We start from the raw sequence: 14,675 nt of genomic DNA, 5'->3' as shown, positions 1-14,675 counted from the left end.
TGGGGATGAGGATGGAAGGTCATTATGAACAATCACCAAAAACAACAGCAAATGGATGCCTACAGATACTTTTTCCCAGCCGGCTGGCTTCTGGGAATATGGGGCGTGTTATTGTGGATTTTATTCCCTTGGAATCTGGTCACGTATCCGGGGCTATCGCATCCTGAAATTATGACCGGTGGATTTTTCCTATGCTTTGTCTGTGGATTCTTAATGACGGCAGCGCCGCGATTTACCAGTTCCTTTGGGCCGACAAAATTGGATCAATGGGTTTCATGTTTGTTGATAGCGCTTCTTTTTGTGGGTTTGTCCACTCCCAAGATTTTCTTTTATGGCGTTGTCGTTTTGATTTTTGTTTTTTTAATCAGTTATCTCGTCAGAAGATTTTTAAATCGCTCCAGCAACCCGCCGGACTCTTTTGTGTTTGTGGGAGTGGGATTGGCTGCGGGATTGTTCGGAAGTCTTATCCTGGTCGCCGCCGAAGTTTTAAATGTGCCGCGTGAACTTTATAATTTAGGACGGCTTTTTTTCTTACAAGCCTATATTTTATGTCTGGTTGTGGGGGTGGGTAGTCGTTTGATTCCGGCCCTTTTGGGCTGGGCTCCCATGCCGACAGAGCAGGCGAAAACATTTAATCCTAAAAGATATCTGTGCTTAGCTGTTTTATTCCTTTCAACTTATGTATTAGAGGCATACGGAGTTTTGTGGTGGTCGCAACTTTTGCGAGCATTGATTCTAAGTTTTATCTTTTTAAGGATGTGGAAAATCTATCGTCTGCCAAGTCGTACCGCTGTGCAAACATACTGGCTGTGGATTTCCGCCTGGCTGGTGATGCTAGGGCAATGGGGCATTGTTGCGTTGCCGGATTTCCGCGTGCATTTGCTGCATGTAATACTGGTTTCTGGATTGGGCTTGATGACTTTTATGATCGCCGTAAGAGTGGGCTTATCCCATGGACATCATGATATGACTCTAGAAAAAAGCTCCAAGATGTTAGCGCTTGGAGCCTTTTTGATGTGCCTTGCTGGTTTTACACGCCTATCTGCGGGTATTGCTCCTGCACTGTATCAGTCTCACTTAATATATGCGGCGTACACATGGATTCTGGGACTGCTGATTTGGGGCTGGGTCTTTTTACCAAAGATGGTGCGGGTGAAGTAGCATGATAGAAGCGTCGTGCTGCTTCTTTCTGACGGGCAGAGCTGAATGCAGAAATACGTTTTAGGTAACCAATCACTCGTGTTGCGTGATCAATGTTTTCACTGCCACACGCGGAGCAGGCATAAAGCGTTCTTTTATCAATATGCTCGCACTCATTGCAGATTGTGATCTTGATATTCACGCACCAATAATTACAGCCTGACCTCGCTGCCGCTTGGATCAATTTTAAAAATCCTTCTGCGGTGAGTGTTTCCTCCAGATTTAAGTGCAAAGCCGAGCCGCCGTCCAGGTACTGCATCATCTCGTGACCGTGCAAAGTCATTTTATCCAATGCATTTACATCTTCATTTTCCACCACATAGAAATAAGAGTTATAGCAGGGGCGCGGTACATACAGACCGTCTTTACTATCCCACTGCGCATTTTTCACTCCCAAGTTTTCAGCCGGTACGAATTCTGTGTTAAACATGTAGCCGTATTTCGCTTTGGCTTCTTTGTTAGCGTCATAGATGACTTTTAATTTTTCTCTGACGAAATCTTTATACACGCGCGCATTTTCCACTTTCAAACCCATATATTCAGCAGCTTCCACCATGCCGTTGATTCCAATAGTTAAGAACTGCTTATCCAGAGAAATAAATCCGGCAGAGTACGCGCTTAGTAAATTTGCTTCGAAATACTCCTGCATAAGTTTGCGATAAGCTACTTGGTATTGTTGGACTTTTTCCACCATCGCTTTCAAGTTGATATCTTTTTGTACCAGACGATTCATATTGATTGTGATGACATTTATCGATCCCGTGGCAACCCCTCCGGCACCTAATGAATAGCTAAAGGTGTTATCCGAGATTTCATTGCGGAGCCGGCAGCAGCTTGCCAGGCTGTCAGCAGATTCACTCATGTACATGAAAAAGCTATTGCCCTTACTGAGTTCTTCGGCACACATTTTCGCGAACGCGTGATCTTTTGGCCCTTCTTTATCAGTCAGCATGGCTGCTGTAACAACCGGGAAGGTTAGGATGGCATTTTTTCTTTCCTGGTTAAACCAGTTCATGAAATGGCCTTGTAGTTTTTCGACCCTGTCCCAGCTGGGTTTGGTGCCGTCGGGGAAAACGAAATCTCCGAACAGGGATTTGAAATAGTATTCGTCGTAAACGGAAATATTCCAAAAGACCGATTGATAGCCACGGGCCGCGGCCGGCTGGTTGATCGCATACACCACATGCTGTAGATGATTGTTGATGATTTTTCGGTGCGTATTTAAATAGGCTGCGCCGTAATCTTTTGCTGCAAAATGATCAAAGTACATAAGCCACTCAACGCTTGCCACGGCCCCCGCAAATTGGGAGGAGATTGCAAAGATCAGATTCACAAAGCAGCCGCAGAAACTTTCCAAGTGTTGTGGTGCTTTAGATTCTCCGCCTAAGTTTTTTAGGCCATCGAGTAGCAGTGGATACATTGAAATCGACGCACAATAGGGCTTTAATGACGTTTCATCATGCACATAGATTTCATGCTCTTCAATTTGGCGGATGTATTCCTTTGATAGTTCTTCTCCGAAAATATCCGAGATCTTTCTGGCCACCAAGGTGCGATTGATTTGAATATTGATGTCCTTGTTGATTTCAGCCTCTAACGTCGCAATATTTTTATGTGTGACGTTGGCATTGGCATCAAGCTTAGAACCTTCGGCAGCATTCTGTGCTGACTTATAGCCATCAATAAATTTTATTTTACTTTCGATTTGTTCAGGGGTGAGTCGGATCATGGGGGATCTCCTTGTTGTTTCCACGTTGAAAAAGATGATTCAAAATTTGATTGTTTTTTAAGTCGTAAAAGATCTGATTGGTCGCAGGGGAATCTAATCCCCCAAGCTCACGTCGCCATGGACCGACTTTTAAGAAATCCAAATGGGACTTGAGTGCCGGGGAGGCATCTTCTGCACCCGTGTAATGAGCGGTTAACAGGTTGCGCGCGTGTGTTATCTTTAAAAACTCGATCAGTTCTGATTCCCGCCACTCGCCACCTAAAAATAGGACGGTTGTGATGCGATCTTGATATTTATCTAAGATTTGGTTGAAGAGTGGGATATCTAGTCGATAGCCGTTTTTTTCGCTCCACAGTTCCGTGGAATGGCAGCCCGGGCATTTTAGCGGGCAGCCGCAAACATAAAATGCGAGGGAGATCTGATGGGGAACTTCTTGAAAAACGATGTCGTACTTGAAAATCTGCATACGCTACCTTCGATATAAAAAGGATAGCGAGGGAATTTTTCAAGGCACTAGGAATTGTGGGAATTCCTGATCTGGATCACCTTATCTAGTTAGTCTCGGCGCGTTCTATGATCTGGATCTGTTTGTGATTCATGCGAATCAGACCTTCTTCTTCAAGCTCTGCTAGGGCGCGCGAGAATGTTTCCGGTCGCAGTCCCAGCATCAATGCCACGTCATGCTTTTTTCCGTCAAGTTTGATCAAAGGCTTTGCCTGTTGTTCGCCTAGGCGGCAGATGTACATCCACACGCGGTCTTTCGCAGACGGTGTATTGATGTTTTCAATGACGGTATTTAGATTGTCCATCCAGCGCACGAGTGAAGTGACCACCGATTGATAAAGCAGGGGACTTTCCACCAAGATCGTTTGGAAATCTTTCTTAGGAATATAGAAAACTTCTGAGGCTTCAAGGGCCGTCGCTGCATCCGCATTTTTATCCTGACCAAGGATGCTGCCCTCACCGAAAGTTTTCCCAGGCCCAAGAATTTGCAAAACAATTTCTTTACCCGCGGGGGAAATCTTAGAAATTTTAACAGAGCCTTTAGAGACGAGATATAAACCACGCGCATCTTCCTGCTGATCAAAGATCATCGTGTTTTTAGCGAAGGTCTTTTTTTGCAGAAAATTGAGAACCTGATTAGTCACTTTTTCTTCGTGGCTAGAGCATATCGGGCAATTATCGGTCGGTCGCTCTTTCATACTTCCTCACTCGCAGGAACTCGGTGGTTTCCAGTATTTTAGACCTCTCTTATGCCTTTCTCAAGACGAGCTTTCAACCTCAACGCAGGGTGGATTTAGCCGCCTCAATCCTGGACCAAGGTGTTTTCTAAGGTTTGAAGTAGCGCGTGCTTTCATCAATCAGATTAAAGCCGTCGACCAAGTTTCCTTGGATATTAACACCCCAATGAAGGTGGGGACCTGAGACTCGCCCGGTTTTTCCGGCAAGTCCCACGACTTGGCCTTTTTCTACGATATCGCCGACGCTGACTAAGCGTTTAGAGAGATGATTGTACACCGTAAAGATCCCGATGCCGTGGTCGATGATAATGATATTTCCTGCCATATAGAACTCTTGGGACAAGACGACTTTCCCGCGATTGGCAGCAGGGATTTTCTTGCCAACACCAGCTCTGAAATCAATACCCAGATGTTCACCGATTTTTTTACCGTGGTTATAGTTTCTTTTAATACCAAAGGGGCTGGTGATTTTGCTTTTAAGCGGTGAGATAAAGGGCTCTTTGATTTGCAACGTATCTAAGGAAGAAGCGTACACTTGTTTTACTAACGCTAGCTCTGCCTCCACACGTTTTTTGATTTCCTCGGGAACAACCACGCGAGTGGAATCAACATGCAGATTTTCGTGGGCGAAGACCTTGGGCTCGACTGTGAAATTAATTCTGGTCAGAACTTTTTCGTCATCCTTTAACACGCATTGAAAAGGTTCCAATTTTGAAAAGTAACTTTCCGAGACGGCAACCGTGTAACTGTCTTTGCTATCTTGAATTGGTAAACGCAAATCGCGGCACGAAAAATTCGGATGAGCCGCTCCACCGGGAAATTTTAAAAACTTCACCTCGCCCGGTCGGATTTTTTCTTGCTGAATGGATTCTTCAGCGAAAGCGAAATTACAAAACACGGTCACAGAATATGTTAAAGCCAAGAGGCGAGTTGTGCTTTTTAGTTTCATCTTATTATTGGAACACATAAATGGGCTTATGGAGAAACCCCCTTGCAATTGACATAGCGCTTTATCGATACATGTTGTTTATTATCAAATGTTAACTCCATAATATTTGATGGAGGGACCACGGATGAGATCATTATTTGTTTTAGCTCTATGCTTATTTGTCCAGGCAGGACATGCAGAGCTTATTAATATTCAGCAGTTAAATCAGAAAATTCAAAAAAGCGGTGGCGAGTGGCAGGCGCAATCGAACCACATGACCAAGCTTTCTAAATCAGAAGCAAAACACCGCATGGGGCTTCGTTTGGATCAGGCGCCAGACGTCGAGTTCGTGATGCCAGAATCTCCGAACCGTATCCAATTACCAGCTGTGTTAGACTGGAGAAACAAAGACGGTCAAAATTGGGTATCTCCGATTTTAGATCAAGCCAACTGCGGAAGCTGTGTGGCTTTTGCGGCGGTCGGAGTATTTGAAACTCAGTACAAAATTAATTCCTTACTGCCAAACTTCAACGCTAAATTTTCGCCACAAAACCTGTTTTCGTGCGGTGGTGGTAAGTGTAACTGGGGATGGCGTCCTGAGGGTGCTGCTAGATGGCTGACGGCGTACGGAGTGCCTGATGAAGCGTGCATGCCTTATGCTTCGGGTGCAACCGGTGAAGATGTTGCTTGTCGTGCAAGCTGTCCAGACACGGCACAAAGAAGTGTGAAGCTTGCGGGGTACTCAACTCCCACTCGCGGATCACAAGATTTGAACGCCGTAAAAATGGCGCTACAAAAAGGTCCTTTGGTTACAACTTTGACGGTGTATGCTGACTTTATGGCATATGCTGGTGGCGTTTACAAACACGTTGATGGCAACTATCTGGGTGGTCACGCGATTTCTATCATCGGGTATGATGACACAAAACAAGCTTTCATCATTCGCAACAGCTGGGGCGAGGAATGGGGCGAAAAAGGTTTTGGTTATGTCGCGTACTCGGATCAATCGGGTGCAGGTGATGATACTTGGTTATATAAAATGCAACCTCTTGCGGGTGGCGTATCTGTCGAGTCTCCGAATGACTATTCTTACTTTACAAAAGTAGTTCCGGTGAAAGCGACTTCGACTTTCTCTTCGACTGATTCTTTGGCGGTGGCTATTTACAACAGTCAAAATCAAGTCGTTGCGAGCATGAATTGCCTGACCGCTGACTGTGCTCAAGATCTTGATGTCAGTTCTTTGGCAGATGGTCGCTATGAAGTTCAAGTTTATGCGATGGGAACTCGTGGTGAAAAAGTGGGTTCTTCAGAAAGACATTTCTTTTATATTGTGAATCAAGCACCGACCGTGGGTATCACATTCAAAGGTTACGACGGAACAGATTTATCTAAAGCTTTGAATGGTCGCATCCAAATGGAAGTGGCATCAACGACAAGTTCAGTTCCTTTAAGTTCAATCGAGTTCCATCACGTGGGCCCGGATGGCAAGGACCAGGTTCGCACAGCCTCCATCGTTCCGGCAAGAATGACCATGGGTTGGAGAACAAACCTTGTACCAAATGGTCAGTATGAAATCTGGTTCACAGGTCATGTGAAATCAAACGGCATGGACGTTGTGGTTGAAAGCCCTCGCCAAAAAGTGAAAGTGGCGAACTAAGAGCTGGCTCCAAAAAGTAAAAAACCCAGGAATCATCTTCCTGGGTTTTTTTATTAGTCGACACCGGTTTTTTTAGAAGTGGACTTTTCTGTTTTTGTCGGCGATGGGTTGCCCTGACACAGGTGATCTAAGGATATCCCAAGACCTTTCACATGCGCCTGACCCATTAGCATGGCGACATCACCCGTTTGTTCAACTGCTGTTTTGGCAATGAAGTCATTTCTCTTTTCAACGCCACCCCAAACGATCTTAAAGTCTTTAAAGATTCTTTGAAGTTTTGCTTTCAGAGTGGGATTTGTTTCCGCATTGATAGCTTCCTGGAAATCGGATTCAACCGGTGTTTCGCCTTTTTTCATGCTGATTTGAATTTTACCAATAGCAGATCTGGCAGCAGGGGAGAGACCAGGCTCCGTGTCTGGATCGAAATTTAATGTCTCTGCTGAAACTCCTTTTAGCGACGCCGCTTTGATTTCCTCATTTTCCATCGGCATCAGCTGAATTTTGCCTTTCATCTTTTTAGCGAAATGAACGTGCGGGCCGGGAAATATTTTAAGAAATTCATCAGCGTCAGTTTTTAAATTGGGACATTTTTCAACAAACGTACTCATCACTCTATCGACTTTATTTACGCCGGATGCTTCGTTTAGAACGGCCCAATTTTCTTTTGAAAACTCCACACCCAGAGTTTTAAACTTGCTCCGCATATAAAGGGTCTCAAGTGCCATCTCGACTTTATTGCTTGCAGCCAGTCGCTCTTTGGAATGGGTAAGGAAGTCTTGAATAATTTTTTTGCCGCCTTCGCAATCAGATGCCGCGATCTTCGTTGCGCCAGCCTGAATGGCAACCATGGCTTTCTGTTGATCACTCATCAGTTCATGAGTCCATCCGATGATGGTGATTTTACGATCTTTAAACTGATACTCGAGTTGCGATTCGTTCAGAAGCTTTTTGGAACAAGCATCGCCAGCTTTGGCGAGCGGAAGATTAAGCATGAAAATGGCAACTGCTGTGTAGATAAGTTTCATCTTAAATTTATCGGAATTTAAGACGGCTTTCTCATGTATCAAAGTGATATTTTCGGAAAATTATTAACTTAAAAACCAGGCTGAATGGGTGTTTCCAGGCGAGGATTGGAAACAACAAGTTTCTATAAACCGCTTCCCATCTTTTCTACCTTTTGCAACCACTTCGCTCGGAACGCATCAGCTGACATGCGTACCGGGCCGATGTGAGTGATTTTGACCGGCTTAATTCCGCAAAATTCAAAAGTTAGTTTCTTTAAAGCTTTGTCAGTGGGCGCGCCATAAAATAGACGGTAATACCAAGAAGGTTGATCCATCGTCGAGATAATGTGGGCGGTCTTGCCTGACAAAAACTTATCCCACCACAAAGAGCCTTCTCTTTTTTTAAACGCAAAACCGGGGAGTAGGACTCGATCAAAGAATCCTTTTAGTACCGCAGGGACAGCACCCCACCAGACAGGATGAATACAAACAATGTGGTCAGCCCAGCGGATTTTTTCCTGGGACTCTAGCAAGCACGGCTCAAGTTCGGTGCGTTTTCTATATCCGAATTGCAAATTAAGATTGAAATCCAAATCGCCAACAAAAATTTCTTTTACTTCGGCACCGGCTTTCAGAGCACCGCTTTTATAAGCTTGGTGTAAAGCATGGTTGAAACTTTGCGAATCCGGATGGCCTTGAATGATAAGAACTTTTTTTCCCATGGGTAATTACACCATGGGAATAGCCGTTCAACAACTGCACAGACGGTGTTTTCTGGAAAATGGGTCCTCCGGAAGACCCTGGGGCTGCGGGGCAATCCGTATTTTTCACCGAACCGTGAAATGTGCTTCTGATTTTGCATTCACCGAAAGCTAAGACCTGTTGATTGATTTCCTTCATGACTGGCAGTCCAACTGTGCTTAGTTTTTCATCGCGACGGGTAAGTGAATTTGCAATTTCAATATTTTCAGACATGCGAAGGCTCTGATCCAGCTCAATAACTACGATATCAAGATTGTGGTAAGCCGTATTCGTGCCCCATTCAGATGCTTTTTTTGGAGGATCGAATTGGGTTATAAATCTTAAGTTCTTTGCTGTTGCTTTGTCGATAGTGCCGGTCATCGAATTGAAGTACATAAATTCAACGTCTTTAGGTTCAAAAAAACCACCATCTGATACACAGTGAGCAGCTGTCACGACCATGCGTGGGGAGATAAGGGTCCCCGGACATAATTTGGGTCCAACAACTCCAACATTGTATAATTGCATCGAGTATAAGGCTTTGAAGTCCAGGCTCTCGGTGGTGACGGCACTGGATTTAAAGTATCCAGCATGCGCGGTGATGCCCAATAGAGATGACAAAAATATACAAGAAATATGCTTTGAAATTTTCATACAAACCTCACGCCTTGATGTTCAGGTTTTGTATTTCAAAATTTGGGCCTAATACTTGTCCTCTGGGAACTTCTTAAAGACCCTTTGGAGTCAGCTCTGCCTATTAACGGCACTTAGTTGAATATTGTTTAACACATGAGGTGTCTCATTTTGGGATTGGTTCAGCTGTTCCGGCCAATAAGCTATTAAACTTTTCCCTCGACATGGTGTCGCAGTTTAATTCGGTTTTTACGCTGATTCCTGTTCCAGGCGTTCCGCGATCCATATTTTCAAAAGAGTTTGATAGCCAATCCCGCCTTTTTTCTCGGCGATCTTGCGCAGTTTTTGCACCATGCTGTGGGGAAGGCGAATACTTGTCGACACACCATTCATCGCCTTTTTTTCAGGTTTGATGGTCACTGACTTAGAGTGGTCCCATTCCTCAGGATTGTACTTATCGAGTTTTTTCTTTTTCGATTGTGTTTTCTTTTTCATAAATCCCAACCCGTAAATATTCTTGCGGTATTTTGTCCCAGATCTTCGAAAATTAGGCGCAGTTTTCGTCCCGCATTTGTTTTGCCAACAATCATGTAGCGCTCGGGTCCATGGTGTTTCTTGTTAGGGGTTATTACGTACTTATTGAAGAAAACTTCTTCGGCTTCCCAGTGTTGGATTTTGTAAAGGCCGAGATGTTCTTCGTTGTGCTCGTCCCAGATAAAAAAATACCATCGTTTTTTAGTTAACCCGGTCATATACAATGTACCCTAAATGTAGCTACAAGTCAATTTTTGGATATTACTAGGGTTTGCACGAGTTGTACGAAGTACTAGGAGGAAAATACTTAACTTGATGTTTCTGTAAGGACGCAGCTCGGAACATCTTAAATCGGTGAGCCAGAGCGCCAGCCCCGTGTAGTTGGATCTGGCGCAGCGAAAGTGGCGTTAGTGCTATTTTTTGTTGCTGACCAGAACTTTAAATCCACCGACCGAGAATCGTTTCATCGAAAAGATTTCTTCCATCTGTTTTTTGTCCATTTGTTCGAATTCTTTATGAACTTTTTTATTCACTTGCTGGCTGTGAGCTTTCGATTTGTAAACGATGAAAGCAAAAATCACAGTTTCGTCTTTCTTGAGTTTGCAAAGTTTTGGAAAAGGCAATCCATAAGGCAGATCCAATTTGTCGCCAATGCACTCATAATATTCAAGAGCGCCATGCTTCATCCAGGTCTTCATGCCCAGAGTTGCCATCTTTTTATATTTCTTTACATTCTTCTTAGCGATTGGAATCACATAACCGTCAACGTAACGACTCATAAAAACCTCCATGGTTGAATGCATTTATTGGAACATGCTTTGGAGGTTTGAGCCAATGGAACTAAGCCAGCCAGACGTTCAAATTTGTGAATGGAATAGCCGACCTTTTGTATTACACCGACGCAGGCAGCTACCGGAGCGGAGGTGGAAATGGCGAATTGTTAATGCTGAAGAGGGGCACTCGTGAAATCGAGCGCCTAACTTGAAACTGGAAACTACATTTCCTCAAGCGCGATATTGAAATCGTGTTCTGAAATCGCTTCGATGCCTTCTTCTTCCAAAATATCTTGCGCGACCACTTGAGCATCCAAAAGCTTATCGACGTTGTCGCTCACAAAGCTCGTTTTAAAGATCACTTTCTTTTTAGAACCTTCAACACCGATCACGGCGACGGCGCCATCGAGTCCCGTGATGAAGACTCCGCCCAGGATATCAGCTGCGGCGTTAAGTTCTTTAAGATGGGCTTTGATAAGTTTTGTGACTTCAGATTTGATTTCTTGCATGGGAGTTTTCTACAGAGGTTAGGCCTTGTTCGTCAACTAAGTGGGTTCTGCATCATTGCGCAGTCGGGGTCTTTCTCCTCGAGACCAAGGCCAGCGGCCTTCGATCTCAACCTCAAGAGAAAAGCTTAAGAATGTTCTGATAAGGACGATCAAAGAAAGTACACCGAGACTGGTGAAGGTGGGCTCCACGGCAACAGTTCCAATGATGTCCCCAGCCACTAAAAACTCAAGTCCCAGTAAGATCGCTTTCCCCAGAGAGCTTCGTAAATTTTCGTACGCATTTGGAGTCTTTGAGAAGTGTTGCCGCAGAAAATTGAAGGTCGCATATAAGCCACCCAAAACAATAATCAGAACGCCCCAAACCTCAATGATCTTTGCTAGCAGTGCCAAGTTGCTATTTATGTAGGAAAGAATTGAAGACTCCATTCTTAAACACTATCGCTAAAAAGAGTCGGGGATCAGGTGATTAACTTTCGAGTGCCAAGGATCATGAATTTGTCGGAGGAGTTTTAGGCAAAAAAAAACCCGCGTTTCCGCAGGTTTGATATTTCTCTCAGAGGCTCATTTCCGGAGAAACTTCCTTCGATACGCGATCGAAGAACAAATTTGGTAGTGAGAGGCGGACTTGAACCGCCGACCTACGGATTATGATTCCGTTGCTCTAACCAGCTGAGCTACCCCACCAACCGAACGCTTTCGCGTGAGCCGCAATTTTTATTAGTTTCGCGTCCTTCTGTCAATCGTTGCGTTTGCGTTAACTTAAGATTTTCAAAAATCCTAAGGGCCCCGGTCTTTGGTCTTGACCATGCTGTCATATCACAATGGAATAATTACTCGGACATAATGATCATTCTCAAGGAGGGGATAATTATATGAAAAGACTGATGATGGCAGCTTTGTTGCCAGTAATTGTGGCAGGTTGTACGAACTCCCAAAACCACCCGCTAAGCCCTGTGGTTGGCGGCTCTGACCGTGGTATCAAGGTGTCAGCAAATCAACTTACGATCACGGCGATTGATGGAACTCCTCTGTCGAACGCGCAAGTTTTGATCGGGGATGCACTGAACTCTCCGTTCGAGGGGAACCTACTTACTGCTGACGCAAATGGTCAAATCGAGATCCCAGCAGGTTGGACAGATACTCAGCCAGTGACGATCGATGCGAAAGGTTACGTTCGCCAAACTTATATGGCGGTGAACCCAGGAGCTGTGACTTTCAAACTTCGTCCTTTAAACACAGTGAACCAATTTGAAGTAAAGGGAGCGGCGCAAGGTCTTCCGATCAAAAATGGCGATGGCAACATCGACTTTGGCTTGGTGATGCAGGGCTTTAGCAAAATGCAGCTCTTCGCCTTTAATATGGATTCAGTGTTAAGCGCACAGAACGATAAGATCTCGGCGATGGGTCAAGAGATGGATATCCCAGCAAATCTGTCTTTACCGAATCAAAAAGAAAAATACGCTCTATTCACGGTGACTTTGGATAAACCTGCTTACCGTATTTACTTCGGTCAGCCCGGTGTGACTCGCGTATTCGTAGCAAAAGGAACTTTCCCGTTTAAACAAGTCGTCGATGGCGTGCGTGGGGGAGCAAAACTTTACGAGATGCTTAACGTGTTTAACCTAACAGGTGGCGCGATCCGTGACGTGAATTTGTCTAAAGGAAGCACTTCTTTAGATTTGCCAACGGACGAGATCAAGTTCTCGGTTAAAAACACGGTTGTCGCTCCTCAGTTCCGTGCGGACGAGACGTTTATGGCGGCAGGGTTGTCGGCTCAAGGTGGCTTGCTGCTTCCAACAGATGTTAAAAAGCTTAACGCTGGTCAAAAAGTTTCTTTAAACACAGCTCCGAACATGGAAGCGAATGTTTTAGCAGTTTTGACTAAGACCGAAGATCTTCGTAACAACATCGACCGCGTTTCCACTGCAATCATCCCGATGGCAGGTCAAACGACTCCACAGGTCTTGCCTTTGATCAATAACCCAACAGTTGGGGCGAGTGGTCTTGAGATCGCGATGCCGCAAGTTCAAGGTGTGGCGGGAGTAAATCCACTGGCGACATACGCTGTGTTCTCAAACGAGATCCAAGTGCAGCAAGGTGCCGACAAAGTAAAACTGATGAACCAAACGTGGGAAGTTTACGCGGATAAATGGGTGAGTAACCTTAAAGTCCCAGCCTTCCCTGGTGACAAGCTTTTGAATGGCAACAAGCGTTGGGAAGTGAACTTTTTAGGCTCACAAACAGCTTCACAAGCACCAATGGGCGCTGCTATGATCGAAGCTGCAACACATGTCACACACAGCTCGGTCAACTTCTAGAACTATTTTCTTATCTCTTGTGATCATCACAGGCTGCACCGTCATGGGTTGCAGCCTTTTTGATAAAAGGCCTTCCGCCAACCAACAAATGGCGAAATTCAACAAACAAAGAGTGTTCTTTGCCCCGTACGACAACGTATGGAGAGCAGCCCACGCTGTAATCAAATTCCCCATCGCCCAAGAAAACCAAGACACCGGTGTCATCGAAACCGAATACATCAAGGGCATCGATGGCTGGCTACCCCCTGACGTCGCAAAACCACCATCCAGTGGTATCCGTTATAAGTTGATGTTCACTTTTGCTAAGGGAACTGCCGACGGCAGAGAATCCACGCGAGTGACGATCGATAAGAAGATGGAGATCCTGCGCGACTTCTTCTCGCAACCCGAACCGTTGGAATCGGATGGGCTGGAAGAGAAGATTCTTTTTTACCGCATTGAGCGCGAGCTTGTGGTTATGGATGCGCTTAAGCGGGCTGGGAATTAGATCTTTGCCAGTACGAGCTCAAAGTCTCTCTTTCCCGTGATTATTGAAAGGTGAAAAATGGTAAGTAGTGAGGAACTTCAATTCTCATCTTGGCAGGAGTATTGGAAAACCGTTGGACCGGCTTTAGAGAAATTTATTGTTGGGCAACACAATGAACCTGCGTCGCAATATTTACTTTCTAGTTATGCGTATTATTCATTTTCCTTGGAAGGGTTACCAAAAAAAATTCAGAAGCATAACGAACTGGTTGAAAATGCATATCCTTTGTTGATGCAACTACAAGACATCTTGCGCGGAAATTTAATAGCACAAGATCAATTGCTATTAACAAATGCAGGTCTGAATCTGCGAGTGGCTTTTGAAATTAGGGTGAATTTAAGATTTATATATCAACATGACACCCCAGCCGTCATTCTTCAGCGTCTCAGTGATTTTTTTGATTACGAGGTCCTTATGGGTAGAAAAAACTCTCCTTACCTGGAACCTCCGTCTGAAGAAGAGGAAAAGGTATTTTGTAGAAAGTTTCCATTTTGGGCAAAAGGCGACAGACTAATATCTAATGCTGTGTGGAACGGCGATGGAAAAACTGCAAAGGATATCTGTGATCTTGTTGGGATGTCGAACGAATACCAGAGTATTTTTAAAATGACGTCAAAACTGGTGCATGGTTCGCCCTTGATTAAGAATCTTTACCGGAATTGTGCAGGATTGAACTCCATTGGAAATTTAGAAACTGTGACTATGTTTGCCGCATTAAGTACACATCATGCTATGGAGAGTTTGCATGAATTTTTTGATTTTTTTGGAGTTGAGTATGATCCGTTGCCATACGCTTTAATTCAACGGCATATGCTTCAGATCGAAGAACTAAAGTAAAATATTTAACTTTATAGTGTTAGAATAATTTAAGTATTTGTTCCT

15 protein-coding genes, 1 tRNA gene and 1 pseudogene are annotated in these 14,675 nt (G+C 44.5%); 5 read left to right on the top strand and 12 right to left on the bottom strand.

Annotation, left to right across the window (positions count from 1 at the left end):
* Nucleotides 1-24: 24 nt before the first annotated feature.
* Nucleotides 25-1,092, top strand: a pseudogene (locus tag ACLSU7_RS06170) (NnrS family protein); the annotation flags it as partial.
* On the opposite strand, the gene nrdD reads toward ACLSU7_RS06170, so the two are convergent.
* The 4 genes from nrdD to ACLSU7_RS06150 form a co-directional block, all read right to left on the bottom strand.
* The gene (gene nrdD, locus ACLSU7_RS06165) at nt 1,031-2,929 is read right to left on the bottom strand and encodes an anaerobic ribonucleoside-triphosphate reductase (protein WP_413294683.1); all 1,899 of its coding nucleotides are present in this window, start codon (nt 2,927-2,929) and stop codon (nt 1,031-1,033) included. The pseudogene ACLSU7_RS06170 and the gene nrdD sit on opposite strands and share 62 nt — an antisense overlap.
* A complete protein-coding gene (nrdG, locus tag ACLSU7_RS06160) occupies nt 2,910-3,395 on the bottom strand; it encodes an anaerobic ribonucleoside-triphosphate reductase activating protein (protein WP_413294682.1) in 486 nt (161 codons plus the stop codon). The genes nrdD and nrdG overlap by 20 nt, the downstream gene beginning before the upstream one ends.
* Nucleotides 3,396-3,480: 85 nt before the next feature.
* Entirely contained in the window at nt 3,481-4,131 is a 651-nt protein-coding gene (locus ACLSU7_RS06155) for a Crp/Fnr family transcriptional regulator (protein WP_413294681.1), read from the bottom strand.
* Nucleotides 4,132-4,258: 127 nt separating this feature from the next.
* Complete coding sequence (locus ACLSU7_RS06150) at nt 4,259-5,119, bottom strand: M23 family metallopeptidase (RefSeq protein ID WP_413294680.1); 861 nt, start codon at nt 5,117-5,119, stop codon at nt 4,259-4,261.
* Between the two features lie 124 nt (nt 5,120-5,243).
* On the opposite strand from ACLSU7_RS06150, the gene ACLSU7_RS06145 reads away from it, so the two are divergent.
* Nucleotides 5,244-6,755 carry a C1 family peptidase gene (locus ACLSU7_RS06145; protein WP_413294679.1) on the top strand — a complete coding sequence of 504 codons (1,512 nt, stop codon included), beginning with the start codon at nt 5,244-5,246 and terminating at the stop codon, nt 6,753-6,755.
* A gap of 53 nt (nt 6,756-6,808) precedes the next feature.
* Here the strand turns inward: ACLSU7_RS06145 and ACLSU7_RS06140 are convergent, their stop codons facing one another.
* From ACLSU7_RS06140 to ACLSU7_RS06105, 8 genes are all read right to left on the bottom strand, one after another.
* Nucleotides 6,809-7,780: a hypothetical protein gene (locus ACLSU7_RS06140; RefSeq protein WP_413294678.1), complete on the bottom strand. Its 972-nt coding sequence runs from the start codon at nt 7,778-7,780 to the stop codon at nt 6,809-6,811.
* A gap of 122 nt (nt 7,781-7,902) precedes the next feature.
* Nucleotides 7,903-8,481 (bottom strand): NAD(P)H-dependent oxidoreductase, encoded by a 579-nt coding sequence (locus ACLSU7_RS06135; RefSeq protein WP_413294677.1) that lies wholly within the window; start codon nt 8,479-8,481, stop codon nt 7,903-7,905.
* Complete coding sequence (locus tag ACLSU7_RS06130; RefSeq protein ID WP_413294676.1) at nt 8,405-9,154, bottom strand: trypsin-like serine peptidase; 750 nt, start codon at nt 9,152-9,154, stop codon at nt 8,405-8,407. Before ACLSU7_RS06130 ends, ACLSU7_RS06135 begins: the two co-directional genes overlap by 77 nt.
* Nucleotides 9,155-9,382: 228 nt before the next feature.
* Entirely contained in the window at nt 9,383-9,628 is a 246-nt protein-coding gene (locus tag ACLSU7_RS06125; protein ID WP_413294675.1) for a hypothetical protein, read from the bottom strand.
* 452 nt (nt 9,629-10,080) lie between these two features.
* Complete coding sequence (locus ACLSU7_RS06120) at nt 10,081-10,446, bottom strand: DUF1428 domain-containing protein (RefSeq protein ID WP_413294674.1); 366 nt, start codon at nt 10,444-10,446, stop codon at nt 10,081-10,083.
* Between the two features lie 215 nt (nt 10,447-10,661).
* Nucleotides 10,662-10,949: a hypothetical protein gene (locus tag ACLSU7_RS06115; protein WP_413294673.1), complete on the bottom strand. Its 288-nt coding sequence runs from the start codon at nt 10,947-10,949 to the stop codon at nt 10,662-10,664.
* 36 nt (nt 10,950-10,985) lie between these two features.
* Nucleotides 10,986-11,375 carry a DUF1622 domain-containing protein gene (locus ACLSU7_RS06110; RefSeq protein WP_413294671.1) on the bottom strand — a complete coding sequence of 130 codons (390 nt, stop codon included), beginning with the start codon at nt 11,373-11,375 and terminating at the stop codon, nt 10,986-10,988.
* 181 nt (nt 11,376-11,556) lie between these two features.
* Nucleotides 11,557-11,633: transfer RNA gene (locus ACLSU7_RS06105), tRNA-Met, on the bottom strand.
* Between the two features lie 188 nt (nt 11,634-11,821).
* Between ACLSU7_RS06105 and ACLSU7_RS06100 the strand changes: the two genes are divergently transcribed.
* From ACLSU7_RS06100 to ACLSU7_RS06090, 3 genes are read left to right on the top strand one after another with little or no spacing between them, the layout of a single operon-like run.
* Entirely contained in the window at nt 11,822-13,267 is a 1,446-nt protein-coding gene (locus ACLSU7_RS06100) for a hypothetical protein (protein ID WP_413294669.1), read from the top strand.
* Nucleotides 13,239-13,754, top strand: a complete 516-nt coding sequence (locus ACLSU7_RS06095; RefSeq protein WP_413294668.1) for a hypothetical protein — start codon at nt 13,239-13,241, stop codon at nt 13,752-13,754. The genes ACLSU7_RS06100 and ACLSU7_RS06095 overlap by 29 nt, the downstream gene beginning before the upstream one ends.
* Nucleotides 13,755-13,811: 57 nt before the next feature.
* Nucleotides 13,812-14,630 (top strand): DUF5677 domain-containing protein, encoded by an 819-nt coding sequence (locus ACLSU7_RS06090; RefSeq protein WP_413294667.1) that lies wholly within the window; start codon nt 13,812-13,814, stop codon nt 14,628-14,630.
* Nucleotides 14,631-14,675: the final 45 nt, after the last annotated feature.

Source organism: Bdellovibrio sp. HCB185ZH, from assembly GCF_047302455.1.
GTDB lineage: Bacteria > Bdellovibrionota > Bdellovibrionia > Bdellovibrionales > Bdellovibrionaceae > Bdellovibrio.
This window is presented reverse-complemented; position numbering and strand designations above follow the sequence as displayed.